Here is a 19,002-nt window from a genome sequence, read left to right as displayed (position 1 = left end):
CAGCGGTTCGGCGGCCCGCAAGCCGGGCTTTGTCCTACATTTCAGCGGATGCTGGATCACGCCTGGCTCCAGCATTTGCGCTACGCGAATGGGATATGGTGTGGTCGTCCGTGGTGGATCGTGCCGCCGGCAAATCGCTGACAGTCTCGCCTATGACCGATACCGCGTCGTCTCGCGTTGCCTTGGCCGCCGTCTCGCCGCGCGAGGAGCGGATCGGCATGCTGCTGGTCTTCCTGTCGGCGCTGATGTGGAGTTTTGGCGGCACCATAGCTCGCTTCATCCATGTCGGCGACAGCTGGACCGTGGTGTTCTGGCGCTCGATCTGGGCGGTGGGCTTCCTCGTCGCCTTCATGCTCTGGCGCGACGGCTGGCGCAGCACCTGGAGATTGTTCCGCGACATGGGCCTGCCTGGGCTGGGCGTCGCTCTCTGCTTCGCCACCGCCTCCACGAGCTTCATCGTCGCGCTCGCCTACACGACGGTCGCCAACATCTTGTTGATGCAGGCCGGTGTCCCGCTTCTGGCGGCCATGCTCGCCTGGGTGCTGTTTCGCGAACGCGTGACCCCAGGAACCTGGGTCGCCATTGCCGCCGTCATCACCGGCGTGGCCGTCATGGTCTCGGAATCGCTTGGCGGCGCCGTCTCGCCGATCGGCGATGGCCTGGCGCTGCTGATCGCGGTGATGTTGTCGCTCGCGACCGTGATCACCCGGCGCTTTGCCCATGTGCGCATGGTGCCGGCCACTTGCCTCGGCGCATTGCTCGCCGGTGCTTTTGCTGCCTCGCAAGCCACGGAATTCACCGTCTCCGGGCGCGACATGGGCTTTCTCTTCGCCTTCGGCGTCATCAATCTCGGCGTCGGTCTTGCTTTTTTCGCCATGGGCGCCCGCCTGGTGCCCGCGGCCGTCGCGGCGCTGCTCGGCACTTTCGAGCCGATCCTCGGTCCGATCTGGGTGTGGCTCGTCCATTCCGAGGTGCCGTCGGGGCGCACCATCATCGGCGGCGCGGTCGTCATCGCCGCGCTGCTTGTACATGTTGCGTTTGAGTTCAAGCGGCAGACCCGGCCCGAGCGGCCGGGCATCACCGGGCTGCCGTCTCCCAATTGATGCTCGAGTGTCTTCCCCATTGACAACTCCGTTGCGGGCCGGGCAGGCTGCAATTACGGCAACAACAAGACAGGCGTATCTTGCCAAGTGACTCCGCCGGCCTCATCGAGGCCGGACCGCATCGTTACATCTCTGCCTACGCCGCGGCCAACGCCGCTGAGGCCGTCCGAACAGCTTCCTGGAAAGGAGGCAAGGGCGGCGCCCGTCACTCAACGATCCGGCGCACTGCCAGGCGCGCGCGCTTGTCGCTCCCCGGAAAGCTCAATAGTCTGAAACAAACGCCGGCCCGCGCCCATGTCGCGACGAGCCGGCACGGGAACACTCACCAAAGGAGAATATCATGATCCGCAAAGCGCTTTTGCTTTCGGCGACTTCGGCCTTGCTGACGCTCTTCGCCGCGAGCGGCCATGCCGACGACCGCGTCGTCAACGTCTATAACTGGTCGGACTATATCGACAGCTCGATCATCGAGGACTTCACCAAGAAGACCGGCATCAAGGTCGTCTACGACACCTTCGACTCCAACGAGATCCTGGAGACCAAGCTGCTGGCCGGGGGCAGCGGCTATGATGTCGTGGTGCCCAGCGCCAATTTCCTGGCGCGCCAGATCCAGGCCGGCGTCTTCCAGAAGCTCGACAAGTCCAAGCTGCCGAACATCTCCAACATGTGGGATGTCATTTCGGAGCGCACCGCAAAGTATGATCCGAACAATGAGTATTCGGTCAACTACATGTGGGGCACGGTCGGCCTCGGCTACAACGTCAAGAAAGTGCAGGCGGCACTCGGCACCGACAAGATCGACAGCTGGGATGTGTTCTTCAATCCGGAGAGCCTCGCCAAGCTCAAGGATTGCGGCGTCTATGTGCTGGATTCCCCCTCCGACATCATTCCGGCCACGTTGAAACATCTCGGCCTCGATCCAAACAGCACCTCGCCCGACGATATCGCCAAGGCCGAGGAAGCCCTGCTCAAGGTCCGGCCGTATATTCGCAAGTTCCATTCCTCGGAATACATCAACGCGCTGGCAAACGGCGACATCTGCCTGGCGATCGGCTGGTCCGGCGATGTGTTCCAGGCGCGCAACCGCGCCGAGGAGGCCAAGCAGGGCGTCGAGATCGGCTATTCGGTGCCCAAGGAAGGCGCCCAGATGTGGTTCGATCAGATGGCGATCCCCGCCGACGCGCCGCATGTCGCGGAAGCGCATGAGTTCATCAACTACATGATGACGCCGGAAGTCATCGCCAAATCCTCGAATTATGTGCTCTACGCCAACGGCAACAAGGCCTCGCAGCAGTTCGTCGACAAGGCCCTGCTGGAGGACACCTCGGTCTATCCGGACGAGGAGACGACCAAGAAGCTTTACACCGTGCAGCCCTACGATCCCAAGACACAGCGCATCATCACGCGCACCTGGACCAAGATCGTCACCGGCCAATAAGCATCGAGACGCGACCTCGGCAGAAACTGCCGGGGTCGCTTTCTTTAGAAGCAATTCCAGCAACAGTGTGGGACGGTTTTCCGCCCGGAATTGCGTCAAAATAAAAAGCTAAAGCGGTTCGACGTTTCCTCGAAACCATGAACCGTTCCAGCGGAACGAAACAGACCCGGAGTGGGACATGAAATCGCTTGGCAGCATCCGCAGGGATTTCGCGCCATGGAATGATCCGAGCGCCAAGCCGTATATACAATTCGACAAAGTAACCAAGAAGTTTGGCGACTTCACCGCTGTCAACAATCTCTCGCTGACCATCTTCGAACGTGAGTTCTTCGCCCTGCTCGGCGCCTCGGGCTGCGGCAAGTCGACCCTGCTCAGGATGCTCGCCGGCTTCGAGGAGCCGACCGCGGGGCGCATTCTGCTCGACGGCCAGGACCTGCGCGGCATTCCGCCCTATAAGCGGCCGGTGAACATGATGTTCCAGTCCTACGCGCTGTTTCCGCATATGACGGTGGAAAAGAACATCGCTTTCGGCCTCAAGCAGGAAGGCATGCCCGCTCCCGATATCGAAAAGCGCGTCGCCGAGATGCTGAGGCTGGTCAAGCTCGAGCAGTTCGCCAAGCGCAAGCCGCACCAGCTTTCCGGCGGTCAGCGCCAGCGTGTGGCGCTTGCCCGCTCGGTCGCCAAGCGGCCGAAGGTGCTTTTGCTGGACGAGCCGCTCGGCGCGCTCGACAAGAAGCTGCGCGAGGAGACGCAGTTCGAACTGATGGACCTGCAGCAGGAGCTTGGCCTTACCTTTGTCGTCGTGACCCACGACCAGGAGGAAGCCATGACCATGGCCGACCGCATCGCCATCATGGACAGGGGCGAGGTGATGCAGGTGGCGACGCCGGCGGAAATCTACGAGGCCCCGACATCGCGCTTCGTCGCGCACTTCGTCGGCAATGTGAACATGTTCGAGGGTAAGGTTGCCGAGCGGGCAGCGAATACGACGCGCATCACCGGCGCGACCGGTGCGCAGATCGTCGTCGAGAACGCCGCCGACACCACCAAGGGCGCCGACATCGTCTTCGCGATCCGGCCGGAGAAGATCAAGGTGTCGTCGAGGAAGCCGGCCGATGCCGTCAATGCGCTGGAAGGCGAAGTCTATGACGTTGCGTATCTTGGCGACATGACCGTCTACCACATCAAGCTCGACGACGGACAGATGGTGCGAGCAAGCGCGTTGAACGCTGCCCGCGTCAGCGAGGACCCGCTGACCTGGAACGATCGCGCCTGGGTCTCCTTCCGGCCAGACGCCGGCGTCGTGCTGACAAGGTAATAGGGCGGCCATGACCAATATCGCCGCCGCCCCTTCCTCGGCCGAAACCGCCGCTCAGTTGCCGACCAAGCTGGCGAAGGGCTTCGTCGACCGTCTCGTTATCATCATTCCCTATCTCTGGCTGCTGTTCTTCTTCCTTGTCCCGTTCATCATCGTCTTCAAGATCTCGCTGTCGCAGACGGCGATCTCGATGCCGCCTTACACCCCGGTGCTCGATTTCGGCGACGGTATTTCCGGATTCTTCGCCGGCTTTCGCGAGCTCAACTTCGACAATTACACGTGGCTGACCCAGGACGCGCTTTACTTCAACGCCTATGTGACCAGCCTGATCATCGCGGGCATCTCGACGGTGCTGACGCTGATCGTCGGCTATCCGATCGCCTATGGCATGGCGCGCGCGCCGGCGACGATCCGGCCGACCTTGCTGATGCTCGTGATCCTGCCGTTCTGGACCTCGTTCCTGATCCGCGTCTATGCCTGGATCGGCATCCTGAAACCCGAAGGGCTGCTCAACCAGGTGCTGCTCGCCACTGGCCTGATCAGCCAGCCGCTGGTCATCCTCAACACCTACACCGCGATCTTCATCGGCATCGTCTATTCCTATCTGCCCTTCATGGTGCTGCCGCTCTACTCGTCGCTGGAGAAGATGGACTATTCGCTGATCGAGGCGGCGCAGGATCTCGGCTGCCCGCCGATCGGCGCCTTTTGGAAGATCACCTTCCCGCTGTCGCTGCCGGGCGTGATTGCCGGCTGCCTGCTGGTCTTCATCCCGGCGGTCGGCGAGTTCGTCATACCGGACCTTCTCGGCGGCTCGCAGACGCTGATGATCGGCAAGACGCTGTGGAACGAATTCTTCGCCAACCGCGATTGGCCGGTCTCGTCGGCGGTGGCGGTCATCCTGCTCCTGGTGCTGACCGTCCCGATCATGTTCTTCCAGCAGGCTCAAGCGAAAGCCCAGGAGCAAGGCAAATGAACGCCACCTGGAGCCGCTTCAACATCACCTCGATCGTGCTCGGCTTTGCCTTTCTCTATCTGCCGATCGTGCTTCTCATCGTCTTTTCCTTCAACGAATCCAAGCTCGTCACCGTTTGGGGCGGCTTTTCGACGAAATGGTACGTGTCGCTGTTCCACAACCAGGGCCTGATGGACGCCACCTGGGTGACAGCCCGCGTCGGCGTCATCTCGGCGACCGTTGCCACCGTGCTCGGCACGCTGGCGGCGATCACCTTGACCCGCTACACACGCTTCAAGGGGCGGGTGCTATTTTCCGGCATGGTCTTTGCGCCGCTGGTGATGCCGGAAGTCATTACCGGCCTGTCGCTGCTCTTGCTCTTCGTGGCCGTCGGGCTTGACCGAGGCTTCTTCACCGTCACGCTCGCCCACATCACCTTCACCATGTGCTTCGTGGCCGTCGTCGTGCAGTCGCGACTGGTCTCCTTCGACCGCTCGCTGGAAGAAGCCGCGATGGACCTCGGCGCGCCGCCGGTGAAGACCTTTTTCCAGATCACCTTGCCCGTCATCTTGCCGGCGATCATCTCCGGCTGGATGCTGGCCTTCACGCTCTCGCTCGACGATCTGGTCATCGCCTCCTTCACCTCGGGCCCCGGCGCCACGACGCTGCCGATGAAGATCTACAGCCAGGTGCGCCTCGGCGTGACGCCGGAGATCAATGCCGCCTGCACCATCCTGATCGCCGTCGTCGCGATCGGCGTCATCATTGCCTCGATCGCCAACAAGCGCCGCGAGGTCCAGCGCCAGCGCGATGAGCAGGCGGCGCAGCGCGGATAGGGAACAAAGACGGGCGCGACCTGCGCTTGGTCTATTGGCCTGAAACGCCGCGGCTGATCGGCGAGATGAACGGAGTGCTCCAGTTGCCGCCGACGAAGAACAACGACTGCTTTGGGGGCTGCGGCGCCTGCACCGCCGTCTGACCGGCGGCAGCCGGTTGTTGGGCCGGCTGTTGCTGCGCAGGTTGTCCGTTCGGGATGATGCCGCCCGAGAGCGCCAGCCCGCGCCCGGTATAGGAGGCGATGCCCGAAAGCCAGATCTTGTACTTCTGTGCATTGACCTCGGCCTTGTCCAGCCGCGCCACACCTTTCGAGATGCTCGCCTTGATCTCGGCGCCGTCGATGGGCAGCGAGCCGTCGGCGACGTCGTCGAGGGCGAAGAATCCGCCCTGTTCGTTGCGCTTGAGAAAGGCAGGCAGGTTGAGGCCGTTGAGCGAGCCCGGCCCGAACGTCGCCGAGAAAGACCCGTCGGCGTTCTCGAAGATCGAGTCCCAGGCCTTGCCCGGCCCCTTCAGAATGACCGAGACGGTTCCGGTTCCGGCCGGCACCAGCCGCGTCATCCCCGCCGCGGTGGCGAAGGCGCCGGTGTCGACGTCCGATGCCAAAAGCCGCAACTCGACCTGAGTGCCGTCCGGCTTGCGGTCGAAGCGCAGGCTGCTCTGGATGTTGCCGTTGAAGGCCGACGCGTCGGAGATGTCGAAGACGGCAAGCCCGTTCTTGACCTGCGCGGTCGCGGCGACATCGGCAAGCTGTATCGGGCCGGCGGTGGCGTGCGCTGCCGACAGCCTGAGATCGAGGTTGATCTTGTCGGCGAAGCCGGTGTCGAACTCGCCGGGGGCTGCCTGGCCGGCCGGAGCGATCGGCGTGAAAGCGGAAAGCACCGATCGAAGATCGAGCGTATCGAACGCAAGCGTGCCGGAAATGACGGGCAGGGGCTCGCTGAACGAAAAGTCCAGTGCTCCCATGCCGGGGTTGTTGTCCAGCGCCACCGTCGTGTTCTCGAACTTCGCGCGTCCCGCCGAGGCCGCCACCTTGCTCGCGACCGAGACGGAGCCGATCGCAGCACCAGGCGCCATGCCGGCCTGCGACCATTCAAGCAGGCGTCGCAGCGAAGGGGCGGTGAATTTCGCCTGGCCGTCCAGATAGCCGTTCTCCGACATCGAGGCGACGCCGTCGAAAGAAAGCGTGGCGGGCGCCGCCTTGAAGGCGAGCGTGACGGGGGCGACCCCTCCGGCAAACAGCACCAGCGGCTTCGCCGAGGAAAAATCGATCTGGACGCTTTCGCCGCGCCATATGCCGGTCGCCGTGAGCGCGGCGTCGCTGTTCATCGCCGCCCAGTTCACCTGGCCGCTGAGGCTGCTCAGGATCTCGGTATCCTTGCCGCCAACCGAGGTCACGACGCGGCCGTCGCGGAACTCGACGATGCCGAACGGATCGGAAGGGAGTCTGCCGAGGTCGGGCTTCTGCGGGTTCGCGGTGACCACGCCGCGCGCAGTGTCGATCGAGCGCGTGATGCGGCCGCCGGTCGGCAGCGGCGGCAGATAGAGGCCGCTCGCCTTGCGCTCCACCCTGATCGTCGGCCGCACTAGCCGTGCCGTCGAGAATTGGACGTCGCCCTGCACGGCGGCCATGGCCGAGAGATCGACTTCGACGCGCTCGGCTTCGATCACCGGCGGCGCGTCGGTCTCCGTCCATTGCGACAGCGTCACATCGCTGAGGATGGCTCGGAACTTAGGCCACACCTCGATGCGCGGCGAGCCGTCGATCGTCACGCGAAAACCGCTCCAGGCGCTCAATTCCCAAGCGATGCGGTCGCGTACGATGCGCGTCGAGGCAATCAGCGGCAAGGCGGCGACGGCGAGCGCGATGACCAGCACCGCAACGCCGATTACCCATACCCCGCGCCGGATCAAAGATGATCTCATCTCGCCCCGTGAGTTTCCATTGCCGACAAATCGCCCGACGGGTGTAGCCGAGCGCCGACGCTTTTCAAGTCTTTATGGCCCTCCGATGGCGTTTGCGCCGTGTCCTTGCCGGCCATTTCAACAAAATCTTGCTCTGCTGCGCTGCGGTATGCATAAGCGATAAACCCGTCCGGTCCGCCAACGCCACGCCGGTTTTGGGACAACGACGCAGGCGACATCAGGCTTAATTGCCGCAATCGCGACGCGCTTTGGGAGGAACGATATGGCTGCCGACACCCCCTTGTGGACGCCGACGCAGGACCGGATCGCCTCCGCGCCCATGACCGCCTTCATGAAAGCTGCGGTTGGGAAGTCTGGCCAGGCTTTCTCCAGCTATGCCGAGCTCCACCGTTGGTCGATCGACAACCGCGAGGCGTTCTGGGACCTTGTCTGGGACTTCTGCGGACTTGTCGGTGACAAGGGCGAGCGGGTTCTGGTCGATGGCGATAAAATGCCTGGCGCCGCCTTCTTTCCCGACGCGAAACTCAATTTCGCCGAGAACCTTCTGAAAAAAGCCGGCGGCAGCCTCGCTATCGTCTTCCGCGGCGAGGACAAGGTCGAGCGCCGGCTGTCCTGGAACGAGCTCCATGCGCTCACTTCGCGCCTGCAGCAGCTCTTCCTGTCGATCGGCGTCAGAGAGGGCGATCGCATCGCCGCCATGATGCCGAACATGCCGGAGACGGTCGCAGCCATGCTGGCTGTCGCCTCGATCGGCGCGGTCTGGTCTTCCTGCTCACCGGATTTCGGCGAACAGGGCGTGCTCGACCGTTTCGGCCAGATCGAGCCGGTCGTCTTCATCGCGCCTGACGGCTATTGGTACAACGGCAAAGCCATCGAGGTCGCCGACAAGATCCGCGCGGTGGCCGAGAAACTCGCGACCGTGCGCAAGGTGCTGATCGTCGACTATCTCGGCACGTCGGCCGATGTCGCCGCCACTATCGACAAGGCCGAGGCGCTGGAAGGAGCGCTCTCGCCCTTTGCCGCCAGGCCGCTCGCCTTCGAGCGGCTGCCTTTTTCGCACCCGCTCTACATTCTGTTCTCCTCCGGCACGACCGGAATCCCGAAATGCATCGTGCACTCGGTCGGCGGCACGCTGATCCAGCATGTCAAGGAACAGCGGCTGCATGCCGGCCTGCTCGACGGCGATCGCTTTTTCTACTTCACCACCTGCGGCTGGATGATGTGGAACTGGCTGGTCTCAGGCCTCGCCTCGGGGGCGACGTTGCTGCTCTATGACGGTTCGCCCTTCTACCCCGACGGCAATGCGCTGTTCGATTTCGCCGATGCCGAGAAGATGACCTATTTCGGTACTTCGGCGAAATTCATCGATTCCGTACGCAAGGCAGGGCTGAAGCCGATCGACAGCCACGACCTTGCAAGCGTGCGGACCATCTCATCCACCGGCTCGCCGCTGTCGCCGGAGGATTTCCGCTTCGTCTATGACGGCATCAAGAAGGACGTGCATCTCGCCTCGATATCCGGCGGCACCGACATCGTTTCCTGCTTCGTGCTGGGTGTCCCGACCGAGCCGGTCTGGACCGGCGAGATCCAGGGGCCGGGCCTCGGACTGGCGGTGGACGTGTGGGACGACGACGGCAAGCCGGTCCGGCAGGAGAAGGGCGAACTCGTCTGCACCAAGGCATTCCCGTCGATGCCGATCGGCTTCTGGAACGATCCGGATGGCAAGAAGTACCACGCGGCCTATTTCGAGCGCTTCGACAACATCTGGTGCCATGGCGACTTCGCCGAATGGACCGCGCATGGCGGCATGATCATCCATGGCCGCTCCGACGCCACGCTCAATCCCGGTGGGGTCAGGATAGGCACGGCTGAGATCTACAACCAGGTCGAGCAGATGCCGGAAATCCTGGAGGCGCTCTGCATCGGCCAGGATTTCGACAACGACGTGCGCGTCGTGCTGTTCGTGCGGCTGGCCGCCGGCGTGAGCCTCGATGAGGATCTGGAAAAGCGCATCCGCGCCAGAATCCGCTCGGGCGCCAGCCCCCGCCATGTGCCGGCGAAGATCGTTGCCGTCACCGACATCCCGCGCACCAAGTCGGGCAAGATCACCGAGCTTGCCGTGCGCGACGTGGTGCATGGTCGCGCCATCAAGAACAAGGAAGCGCTCGCCAATCCCGAGGCGCTGGAGCTGTTCAGGAACCTGCCGCAGCTTGCTGATTAGGCCTCCCCGGCATGGTTAAGAAATAGTGTCGGTCCAATTTACCTAGATTTCACGAGTGGTACACATTCGTAAATTTTTTTGGCTCCCGGTAAGGACTTGTTAAGGGACGGCGCCGATAGTCGCGTGTAACTTGAGGGAGAAATCCCGTTCCTCGTCCCCTGAGGTTCAGCTCAAGCCCCGTTGTGACAGCATCCCATTTTCCAAGGCGTCCTCCAGGGCGCCTTTTTCTTTGGCCGAAGCTCGGTCTTGCGGATCGTTATTCGGCCAGCACGCGCGTCGATGGGAAGACGACCTCGACCAGCGTGCCTTCGCCAGGTGTCGATGTGATGGTGAAGCGGGCACGGTTGGCCTCCACCATCGCCTTGGTCAGAGGCAGCCCGAGGCCGGTGCCGTCGCCGCGGCCGCGTTTGAGCGCATTGATCTGCTTGAACGGCTTCAGTGCCTGCTCGATCTCGGCCGGCGTCATGCCGATGCCGGTATCGCGCACGCGCATGACGACGTCGCCGGAGGTCTCGTAGGCGGTGGACACGATAACCTGGCCGCCGGCCTGGGTATAGCGGATGGCGTTCGACAGGATGTTCAACGCAATCTGGCGCACACTCCTCAAATCCGCCACCACTTCCGGCAGCCGCGAGGCGAAGCTCGAGCGGATGATGACGCGCTCGCGGTTAGCCTGCGGCTGCATCATCGCTACCGTTTCGGCCAGCGTGTCGTTGAGCGACACCGCCTCATAGGCCATCTCCTGCTGGCCGGCCTCGATTTTGGAGATGTCGAGCAGGTCGTTGACGAGGTCGAGCACATGGTTGCCCGAACGGTTTATGTCGCGCAGGTAGTCGCGGTAGCGGTCGTTGGCGACGGGGCCGAACTTCTCGTCCACCATCAGTTCGGAAAAGCCGATGATGGCGTTGAGCGGCGTGCGGATCTCATGGCTGATGCGGGCGAGGAAATCCGTCTTTTGTGAGGAGGCGCGCTCGGCCACGGCGCGCGCCTGGGTGAGGTCTTCCTCGGCCCGCTTCCACTGCGTGATGTCGCGCACGACGGCGCAGAAGCCGCTGTCGTTGGGCAGCCTGCCGATGGTCATGAACAGCGGGATGAAGCGCCCTTGCGCCTCGCGGCCGATCACCTCGCGCCCGTCGTTCAGCAAGCTTGCCACGCCAGGTTCGGAAAGGCCGACGAGATAGTCGCGCGCCGCGCGCTGGCTCTCGATGGCGAACAGCGAGGCAAAGGGCTTGCCGGCGATCTCGTCGCTGTCGAAGCCGAACAGGGCTTCAGCCGGGCGGCTGATCGAGCGGATGTTGCCGTCGCGGCCGATCAGCACCACGCCGTCGGTGGCGGTGTCGATGATGGTGCGCATTTCGGCGATTCGCGACTTCAGCTCGGACACGTCCGGCTGCTGGTTCGGCTCGTCATTGGCCGCGCTGAGATGGGCGGAGGGCGCCTCGTCCTCGCCCGAGCGACGAACCACCAGCATCAGCGCCTTGCCGCCGCGCCACGGCACCGAGCGCAGGAGCGCATCGATCGGGAATTCCTGGCCCTGGCGGGTTGTGAGCTTCAGCGAACGATCGCTTTCGTCGGTCTCGCCATCATCGGCGTAATGGTCGGCGAACAGCGCGCCGAGCCCGCCGGCATCGGCAAGGTCTTCCAGCGCGTCGTAGCCGGTGAGCTCGAGAAACGCCTCATTGGCATAGTGCAGCACGTCGCCGGAATGGATGAGCAGCGGCACAGGCAGCCTGGCGAGGATGGACGTGTCGGGAGCCCTGCCTCCTTCCCCGGTTGAGAAAGCCGAGGGCACGAAGCCCTCGAGCTTGAGCGGCGGCACCCTGAGGCGCGGCCTTTCCGGCCGCGCTTTTGCTTCGCCAGGCTGTTCAGGCGCGGGCAGGGCGCCGTCCCGGTCGGAACCGGCCCAGTCCTCGCTGTCTTCCGCGTCGCGAAAATCGTCGGCGGTCATACCGTCGTCGTCGCCAGCGCCTGCCTCTGGGGCAGGGGCTTCGGCTGCCGGCCGCTCGGCCGTCGATTCGGCTGCCCTGTCCGCCGCTGCGGTTTGGCGGGTGTCGGAACCCGCCGCTTCCTGCGCTTCATCGGCGGCTTTCTCGCGCCCGGCATAGTTGAGCAACGAGCCGGAGGCAGCGGGCGTTTCGTCTTTTCCAGCGGCTGTCTCGGGAACATCGAGGCCGTCGAGCCGAGCCAGATCCTTCTGATCTTCCGCCTCGGTCTCCGCTTCGGCCGCACCAATGGCCTCGCTGTCTTCCGGTTTGGCCGGCTCAGGCGAGGTGGCGTCAGTCGCGTTCAGATCGGAGTGGTCGGTCTTCCTCTCACCGGTCGGTTGTTCGGCCGTGGGAGCATTGTCGGCGGATGCAGCCGCATCTGGTTGCTTTTGAGCACCCGCGGTTACGCCGCTTGGCGGCTCGGCCGGGCCGGAACTGTCCTTCCGCAGCCGCTCGCCGATTTCGCGAAAGGCGCTGCGCTCGAGGATCGACAGCCCTTTCTCACTCGTCGGCCTGTCATTTCCCGGCTGCTTGTCGTTGGCCGGCTGCCTGTGCTCGGCCAGCCGGATCACCTTGTCGGCATAGCGGCGCTCCGGCTTGGGCACGATGGTCAGCGCCGGGACTTCGCCCAGGAACGGGTCGGCAGGTTTCGCCGGCTCGGCCGCGGGTTGCCCGGCGGCAGGTTCGGGTTCGGTCGGAGCGGCGCCATTGGGCACCAGCGCCATGCCGAGCGCTTCCGGGTCGACAACGGCGTCGGCGCTGCGCGCGACGCCGAAGCCGCGGAAACCTTCGAAGGCGCGGCTGCGGCCATAGACCGGCAGCGCCGCAAGATCGACGGGGATCTTCAGGTCCGTGCCCGCCACCGGCCACAGCACCGAGCGTCCCGACCAGGTATCGCGCCGCTCGAGCAGAGTGGCGATCTCGCCCGATGCGTCGAGGCCGAAAGTCGTCGCGACATCCCTGAAGCGGCGACCGATCACATCGGCGGCGGGTTTGCCGACGATATCGGCGAATTCCGGCGACAGCGCGCTGAACTTGCCTTCGGCGTCGGTCCGCCAGACGAAACGCAGCGGCGGCGCCGAACGGTCGATGTTGCGCGCCGCGCTCGGCTCGGCCGCCGCCGTTCCGGCGGTGTGCTGCCGGCTTCCGGCCGCGACCTCCGCCGGTCCGATCTGTGGCGGCCTCTCCGGCCCCTTCACATCGTCGCCGCCGGCATTGAAATACCAATGGTCATGCTGCGCCGGGCCGGCACCGCCTACCAGCGCAGCATCCGGCGCGCGGTCGGCCGTGGCCGCGGTCCTTTGCGTTGGCTGGGCGTCATCCGTGGCCGCCGCCGGGGCCGCGTCTGCTTTTTCGCCCGTTGCCGCGGCCGGAGACTGGGTATTGTTCTCTCGGCCCGGCTCGGCGCTGACTGTGGTGTTTTTGTCTTCGGAGACGGCGGGCGCGCTTTCCGGCGCTGCCGACTTACCGGCGTCGGGCTGGTCGTTCCGCTCGCCGTCGAGCTGGTCTTCGTCGATCACCACCAGGAGATGGCGCGCGTCGGTCAAGCGCGCAAAGCCGGCCGGGTACGAGGTACTTGCGCCGGGAACAAGCCGCTTGACGATGCGGTCTCCAACACTTGCCACGTCCGCGACCAGGGCAGCGAGCGTCTCCGGCCTGATGCCGAGCGCGGCAAATCCCTCCGAAGCCGCCTCGACATGGCCTTGGGCATCGACGAAGGCGATGAAATGTCCGGCCTCGGTGAAGCCGCCAATGGCGCGGCTGGCGATTTCGGCGGCGCCGCGCGAGCCGGTCTGCGCCGCGGGCATCGCCAGCATGATCGCCTTTTCGCCGTCCGGCATCGTTACCGCGCTGGCGAGCAAGCCGACGGCGCGGCTGACCATGCCGGTCGCCAGCCGCACGGTGACGGCGCGGTCGCTGCCGATATCCGGAAAGCCGCTGGTCGCCATGATCTGCCGCCTGGCAATTAGCGGCAGCCGCGCGGAAGCGCCGATGATTGCTTCGATTTCCGGATAGCCGAAAACCGCGGCACCTGGCCCGTTGGCCCAGATCACCTGCTCGAGATCGGCCGACAGTATGGCCAGCGCGTCGCCGGCGGCGAAGCGCTGGCGCACAGCGTCGAGCACGGCGACGTCGAGGAAGGAGTAGTTTTCAGGCGGCACTGGCGGACCTTCCAGGCGGGCTTTTTGAGTTAACGCTTTGTTAATAAAAGCGTACGGGACCAAGGTCCACAAGCCATGCCGTGTATCGGCCGAAATCTCTGGGCTCTTGGTTAATGGCGGGGCGATTTTTTTATGGTGCAGTGCAACAAAGATATTGCAATGCACAAAACTTGCCTTTATATTGCCATCATACATGAACGAGACGGCTTTCCGTCAAAGCCGCTGCCCTTGAAAGGTTGGAAAATGTCCAAGACTGCCAAGACCGCTGAGACCATCGAGAACGTTGAATTCCCGAGCTTTGACGCTTCCAAGGCCACCGACCAGATCCGCGCCTTCGCCGAGAAAGGCGTCGAGCAGTCGAAAGAGGCCTATACCAAACTGAAGAACGGCGCCGAGGAGACCCAGAAGGTTCTGGAGTCGACCTACGAGACCGCCAAGACCGTTTCCGGCGATGTCTCGCTGAAGACCATCGCCATCCTTCGCGCCAATGCCGAGGCCAGCTTCTCGCACCTTGAAGCCCTGGTCAGCGCCAAGACGCTGTCGGAAGTCGTCGAGCTGCAGACTGCCTTCCTGCGCAAGCGCGCCGAGATGGCCGTCGAGCAGGCCAAGGAATTTCAGGCCGTCGCCTCCAAGGCTGTCGAGGACGTCTCGAAGCCGGTGAAGACCGCTTTCGAGAAGGCGTTCAAGGACATCAAGGCGGCCTGATTTCAGGCGCAACTCAACGATGCATCAAAACGTCGCATTTCGTCAGACAAATAGATGTGCGATGAATTGATGAGATGAATACCCGGAGTGTGAAACCTCCTCCCTTTGCTCTCCGGGGTGACCAGCCAGCTCCTCCTCCCGCTGGCTCGTAACAGGAAAAGGCCGGCACCTCCTCCCGCCGGCCTTTTCTTTTGCCCAATCGGGACTGCGCGGGTTCGTTCATCGGATCTTTGCCTCATCAAAGGCCTTGAATTAGACTCCGATAATCCGTATTGGACGCATCGCCGACGACGGAGCGGACGCGGGGAATGATTTCTCCTCGGATTGCGCTCAGGCGGATGTGCCGTTGTAGCTCAGTTGGTTAGAGCACCAGATTGTGGATCTGGGGGTCGCTGGTTCGAGCCCAGCCAACGGTACCATCGACTTCCTGGCGGTCACGTCGCTTTTCCGGCCGCCGCGTCCCATTCCTCTATTGGGTGACGAAGCATCGCCGGGCGACGAAGGGCAGCTCAGGCTGAGCAGCCCGCGCACCTCGCAGAAGGCCAGGCTCAGCTCATAGCCGGTCTGATGGCCGACGGCCTCGTTCTGCGCCATCGTGAAAAGACCGCGCAGGACGCTGACGACCAGCAGTATCAGAGCCGTGTTCCGAAGCGCCTGTTCGGCAGCCGTCCCGCCGCCCGCAACCATCACGCCCTGCGCCTGGTCGATGGCGCGCCGCAACGAATGTGGAATGAGAAGCTGCAGCGTCGCGGCAACGAAAGTCGAGGCGATGGTGATCGCCACCTGCCAAGTATGGCGCAGCGTCATGCCCAGATGCGCAGCAGGGTGCCGAGACCTTCCCCGAAAGGCTGTCCGCCGCCCGCCTGACGCGGCGGAAAGAAGCAGGCACGACGATCAGAGTCGACATTGTATGGGGATATCACTATATAGCGGCGGCTTTCGGTTTCTCGCCCCTTGGCTGCGCCTGCGAGATCGCCGTAAATGCGTGGTGTTGTGACGGAAATCGGTCTGAAAAACCGGAAGAAAACAAGCAAAAACAACAGAGCGGATCTTTGACGATCCTGGCCAAAGCATCATCCTCAACAATCTGAACGTGTCCCTCGAACCTTTCCAGTCCTTCGGCTCCGCGGACCCTGAGCAAGGCATCTTGTCCCATGGGCAAGGCATCTTGTCCCATTGGCAAGACGTCTTGCCGGCAGAGGCCGACTCGGCTCGAATGGGCCTGCGTCCCGTGGCGGGACGCGAGCGTTCATGACTACCAACCGGCATTGCCGCTAGGGAAAAGCAGTATGAGTGAACATGCGATCGAGTTCTTGCGCGGATGGATTGGCGAAAAGGTCCAATGCCAGCATTCGCCGGTGAAGATCGACGAGCAGGCCGAAACTCTCGCCAAGGAGTGCTGCGCCAAGGCCGCCGAGGAAGGCATCCTTCTGGAAGACATCCAGGAAGAGGTCGGCGACATCCAGGAACTGATCGCTTCGCGCCTTGAGGAAGTCGCCGAAGAGAGCGAGCAACAGACGACGTCGGACAAGCCGTCCGAATAAGATACCGTGCGCGCGGTTTGTCTGACCTCAGCCGAGCGTCCGACTTAGCCGAAATTGTCCTTCAGCCACGCCTTTGGCAGCGCCGGCACGAAATTGCCGTCGCGCCCGGTCATGTCCTCATTGGCGACGAGCGCGTTGAGGATCGCCTCCTCCACCCCTTGCACCACAGCATCGAAGAACGGGTCGATATCGACATCGGGAATGAACTCCGCGCGGGCGACGCGGCCTGAAGCCGCCAGCGCGGCCTCGGGATTGGCGGTCGAGAAGGCAAGAAAGATATCGCCCGAGCTGTGGTAGCCGTAGCCGCCGGTCAGGGCGATGCCGAGCGGCACGCGCCTGGCGAGGCGCTTCATCTGGTGCGGCAGGAATGGCGCATCGGTGGCGACGACGGCGATGATCGAGCCCTTTTCGGCGCGCGGCGTGCCTTCGCGGATCGCCGGCTCGGCGAGTTCCGGCCCGACATGCCGGCCGCGAATGGTGAAGTTGCGCCGCTTGCCGAAATTCGCCTGCACGAACACGCCGAGCGTGTAGCTTCTGTCCTGCCATTCGACGATGCGCGAGGCGGTACCTGACCCGGCCTTGAAGCCGAACGACATCATGCCGGTGCCGCCGCCGACGCTTCCTTCCTCGATCGCGCCGTCCGTCGCGCCGTCGAGCGCCGAGGCGACATGCTCGAAGCTCACATGGTGGCCGTTGATGTCGTTGAGGAAGCCGTCATAGGTCTCCGCCGCCACCGGCAGGCCCCAGGCGCTGTCGAGCGCCGCCGGCAGCACCCGGCTCATCCAGCGCAGCGTTCCGTCGCGGGTAAGGCCGCAGGAATGGGTGTTGGTGATGGTAACCGGCAGGTCGAAGGCGCCGGTCTCCTCGATGATATGCGTGCCGGTCAGCTCGCCATTGCCGTTCTGGCTGAACACGCCGGCAAACACCGGCGTCGCCAGTTCGCCGACAGGTCTCGGCAGGATCGCAGTCACGCCGGTGCGCACCGGTCCTATCCCGACTTGCAGCGGGCCCCCGCCGGCAATCAGCGTCGTATAGCCGACCGCGACGCCCGGCACGTCGGTGATGGCGTTGAAGCGGCCGGGCGTGCCGTCCAGTGCGACGTTGAACGAGCGCAGGCGCGGCTTGCCCGACGGCGTGCGCAGATGCGGGTCGCTCCTGCTCATTTCAGAACAACGAGCCCTGGTTGCCCGGCTCCTTGGCCTTGCCCGAGGGCTTGGCGGCCAACTTCGGCCGCGCGCCGCCGCTGGTGGCGATGGCCTCTGCATTGCCGTCGGCGAACTCCAGCTGCAGCGCCGCACCCGGCGCCAGCTCCGCGACGCGCTTGACGACGGTCCCATCGGCGTCCTTGACCAGCGCGAAGCCGCGCGCCAGCACGGCCTTGTGCGACAGCGTGGTGAGCAGCCGGTCGGCCTGGGTAAGAGCGGCACGCAGGCGGTCAAGCCGCCGCGCCGTCGCCTGCTCCTGGCGGCGGGTCAGTCCGGCCAGCGTGTCGGCCTGCAGCTTCTGGCGCCTGACGACCGGCGCCGGCGACAGCCTTGCCGAGTTGCGCTGAAAGCGCGCCCGGCTTTGCCGCACGATTGCGAAGAACGCGGCCCGCGCGCGGGCGATGTCGCGGCCTGTCAGCCTGCGCGTCTCATTGAGGCGACGCGACAAGGTGGCCGGCGTCAGCCGCTGCCGCTCCAGCCTTGCGCGCTTGCGTTCGATGCTCACCGTCAGCCCGCGGCCGAGCCGGCTCGTTGCCTCGTCGAAGCGCCTGCGCGGCAACGCCAGCAGCTGGTCGGGTGAGGGGAGCGCCCGCGCCGCGGCGCGCACCGCCTGGCGCTTGCGATCCAGGTGCCGCGAGGTGCAGGCACTAAGCCGCGCGCCGAGATTTGCCAGTGTCGCTTCGAGCTCCGCCTTGACCGGCACTGCCATCTCGGCGGCGCCCGTCGGCGTCGGCGCCCGCATGTCGGCGACGAAATCTACCAACGTCCAATCGGTCTCGTGTCCGACGGCCGAGATGATCGGAATGCGTGAGGCGGCGACGGCGCGCGCCAGCCCTTCGTCGTTGAAACCCCAAAGGTCCTCGAGGCTGCCGCCGCCGCGCGCCACGATCAGGAGATCGGGCTGGCGGATTGCGCCGTCCCAGGTCAGTGCGTTGAAGCCGTTGACGGCTGCGGTCACTTCCTTTGCGGTCGTGTCGCCCTGGACCCGGACCGGCCACACCAGCACAGTGAGCGGAAAACGGTCCTTGATGCGATGGATGATGTCGCGGATCACCGAGCCCGTGGGCGAGGTGATGACGCCGATGACGCGCGGCATGAATGGTAACCGCCGCTTGCGGCCGGCATCGAACAGGCCTTCGGCCTGCAGCCGCCGCTTGCGCTCTTCCAGCAGGGCCATCAGGGCGCCGGCGCCGGCCGGCTCCAGATTGTCGATAACGATCTGGTAGTTGGATTTTCCGGGATAGGTCGTCAGCCTGCCGCTGGCGATCACTTCCATCCCTTCCTCGGGGCGGAATTTCAGCCGCGCCATCGTGGTCTTCCAGACCACGGCCTCGATCCGCGCACGGTCGTCCTTCAGCGCGAAATAGGCGTGTCCGGAGGAATGCGGGCCGCGGTAGCCGGAAATCTCGCCGCGCACCCGCACATTGCCGAAAGCATCCTCGACCGTGCGCTTCAACGCGCCGGAAATCTCGCTCACCGTATATTCGGTGGCATTGCTGCGTGATTCGGTTGCTGCTTCGCTCATGCTCTGATTGGGGAACGCTTATCGGGCGGCGTCAAGGCAGAGCTGAAATCTCGCTAATATTATAACGCGATCTTAAGCCCGATT

13 protein-coding genes and 1 tRNA gene are annotated in these 19,002 nt (G+C 64.1%); 10 read left to right on the top strand and 4 right to left on the bottom strand.

Annotation, left to right across the window (positions count from 1 at the left end):
• Positions 1 to 152 precede the first annotated feature (152 nt).
• The 5 genes from CK221_RS01510 (at position 153) to CK221_RS01490 (ending at position 5,647) form a co-directional block, all read left to right on the top strand.
• Positions 153 to 1,103 carry a DMT family transporter gene (locus CK221_RS01510; RefSeq protein ID WP_095776674.1) on the top strand — a complete coding sequence of 317 codons (951 nt, stop codon included), beginning with the start codon at positions 153 to 155 and terminating at the stop codon, positions 1,101 to 1,103.
• Positions 1,104 to 1,443: 340 nt separating this feature from the next.
• Positions 1,444 to 2,541, top strand: coding sequence for a polyamine ABC transporter substrate-binding protein (locus tag CK221_RS01505; protein WP_095776398.1), 1,098 nt, complete (start codon positions 1,444 to 1,446; stop codon positions 2,539 to 2,541).
• A gap of 178 nt (positions 2,542 to 2,719) precedes the next feature.
• On the top strand, positions 2,720 to 3,859 hold the full coding sequence (locus CK221_RS01500; RefSeq protein ID WP_095776397.1) for an ABC transporter ATP-binding protein: 1,140 nt from the start codon (positions 2,720 to 2,722) through the stop codon (positions 3,857 to 3,859).
• A 10-nt stretch (positions 3,860 to 3,869) separates the two neighbouring features.
• Entirely contained in the window at positions 3,870 to 4,832 is a 963-nt protein-coding gene (locus CK221_RS01495; RefSeq protein WP_066989289.1) for an ABC transporter permease subunit, read from the top strand.
• A complete protein-coding gene (locus tag CK221_RS01490; RefSeq protein WP_067327282.1) occupies positions 4,829 to 5,647 on the top strand; it encodes an ABC transporter permease subunit in 819 nt (272 codons plus the stop codon). The genes CK221_RS01495 and CK221_RS01490 overlap by 4 nt, the downstream gene beginning before the upstream one ends.
• A 31-nt stretch (positions 5,648 to 5,678) precedes the next feature.
• Here CK221_RS01490 and CK221_RS01485 read toward each other — a convergent pair whose 3' ends face one another.
• Positions 5,679 to 7,571, bottom strand: a complete 1,893-nt coding sequence (locus tag CK221_RS01485) for an AsmA family protein (protein ID WP_095776396.1) — start codon at positions 7,569 to 7,571, stop codon at positions 5,679 to 5,681.
• Between the two features lie 262 nt (positions 7,572 to 7,833).
• On the opposite strand from CK221_RS01485, the gene CK221_RS01480 reads away from it, so the two are divergent.
• Positions 7,834 to 9,792: an acetoacetate--CoA ligase gene (locus CK221_RS01480; protein WP_095776395.1), complete on the top strand. Its 1,959-nt coding sequence runs from the start codon at positions 7,834 to 7,836 to the stop codon at positions 9,790 to 9,792.
• Positions 9,793 to 10,048: 256 nt separating this feature from the next.
• Here the strand turns inward: CK221_RS01480 and CK221_RS01475 are convergent, their stop codons facing one another.
• Complete coding sequence (locus CK221_RS01475; protein ID WP_245430556.1) at positions 10,049 to 13,939, bottom strand: PAS domain S-box protein; 3,891 nt, start codon at positions 13,937 to 13,939, stop codon at positions 10,049 to 10,051.
• Positions 13,940 to 14,182: 243 nt separating this feature from the next.
• Here CK221_RS01475 and CK221_RS01470 point away from each other — a divergent pair, with 243 nt between their 5' ends.
• The 4 genes from CK221_RS01470 to CK221_RS01455 all read left to right on the top strand — a co-directional run bounded on the left by CK221_RS01470 (position 14,183) and on the right by CK221_RS01455 (position 16,188).
• On the top strand, positions 14,183 to 14,644 hold the full coding sequence (locus CK221_RS01470) for a phasin (protein WP_095776393.1): 462 nt from the start codon (positions 14,183 to 14,185) through the stop codon (positions 14,642 to 14,644).
• 342 nt (positions 14,645 to 14,986) lie between these two features.
• Positions 14,987 to 15,063, top strand: a tRNA-His gene (locus CK221_RS01465).
• Between the two features lie 148 nt (positions 15,064 to 15,211).
• Positions 15,212 to 15,511: a hypothetical protein gene (locus tag CK221_RS01460; protein WP_095776392.1), complete on the top strand. Its 300-nt coding sequence runs from the start codon at positions 15,212 to 15,214 to the stop codon at positions 15,509 to 15,511.
• 422 nt (positions 15,512 to 15,933) lie between these two features.
• Positions 15,934 to 16,188 (top strand): DUF768 domain-containing protein, encoded by a 255-nt coding sequence (locus CK221_RS01455; protein WP_067327302.1) that lies wholly within the window; start codon positions 15,934 to 15,936, stop codon positions 16,186 to 16,188.
• Positions 16,189 to 16,232: 44 nt separating this feature from the next.
• On the opposite strand, the gene CK221_RS01450 is transcribed toward CK221_RS01455, so the two are convergent.
• The gene (locus tag CK221_RS01450; protein ID WP_095776391.1) at positions 16,233 to 17,351 is read right to left on the bottom strand and encodes a P1 family peptidase; all 1,119 of its coding nucleotides are present in this window, start codon (positions 17,349 to 17,351) and stop codon (positions 16,233 to 16,235) included.
• A 1-nt stretch (position 17,352) separates the two neighbouring features.
• Positions 17,353 to 18,918 (bottom strand): exodeoxyribonuclease VII large subunit, encoded by a 1,566-nt coding sequence (xseA, locus tag CK221_RS01445; RefSeq protein WP_095776390.1) that lies wholly within the window; start codon positions 18,916 to 18,918, stop codon positions 17,353 to 17,355.
• Between the last annotated feature and the right edge of the window lie 84 nt (positions 18,919 to 19,002).

The sequence above is a fragment of the Mesorhizobium sp. WSM3868 genome, from assembly GCF_002294785.1.
Lineage (GTDB): Bacteria > Pseudomonadota > Alphaproteobacteria > Rhizobiales > Rhizobiaceae > Mesorhizobium.
Note: the sequence above shows the minus strand (reverse complement) of the source record. Positions and strands in the feature narration are given on the sequence as shown.

Coding starts and splice junctions, on each gene's coding strand:
- CK221_RS01510 (WP_095776674.1), top strand. CDS start 153: ATGACCGATACCGCGTCGTCTCGCGTTGCCTTGGCCGCCGTCTCGCCG.
- CK221_RS01505 (WP_095776398.1), top strand. CDS start 1,444: ATGATCCGCAAAGCGCTTTTGCTTTCGGCGACTTCGGCCTTGCTGACG.
- CK221_RS01500 (WP_095776397.1), top strand. CDS start 2,720: ATGAAATCGCTTGGCAGCATCCGCAGGGATTTCGCGCCATGGAATGAT.
- CK221_RS01495 (WP_066989289.1), top strand. CDS start 3,870: ATGACCAATATCGCCGCCGCCCCTTCCTCGGCCGAAACCGCCGCTCAG.
- CK221_RS01490 (WP_067327282.1), top strand. CDS start 4,829: ATGAACGCCACCTGGAGCCGCTTCAACATCACCTCGATCGTGCTCGGC.
- CK221_RS01485 (WP_095776396.1), bottom strand. CDS start 7,571: ATGAGATCATCTTTGATCCGGCGCGGGGTATGGGTAATCGGCGTTGCG.
- CK221_RS01480 (WP_095776395.1), top strand. CDS start 7,834: ATGGCTGCCGACACCCCCTTGTGGACGCCGACGCAGGACCGGATCGCC.
- CK221_RS01470 (WP_095776393.1), top strand. CDS start 14,183: ATGTCCAAGACTGCCAAGACCGCTGAGACCATCGAGAACGTTGAATTC.
- CK221_RS01460 (WP_095776392.1), top strand. CDS start 15,212: ATGGCCGACGGCCTCGTTCTGCGCCATCGTGAAAAGACCGCGCAGGAC.
- CK221_RS01455 (WP_067327302.1), top strand. CDS start 15,934: ATGAGTGAACATGCGATCGAGTTCTTGCGCGGATGGATTGGCGAAAAG.
- CK221_RS01450 (WP_095776391.1), bottom strand. CDS start 17,351: ATGAGCAGGAGCGACCCGCATCTGCGCACGCCGTCGGGCAAGCCGCGC.
- xseA (WP_095776390.1), bottom strand. CDS start 18,918: ATGAGCGAAGCAGCAACCGAATCACGCAGCAATGCCACCGAATATACG.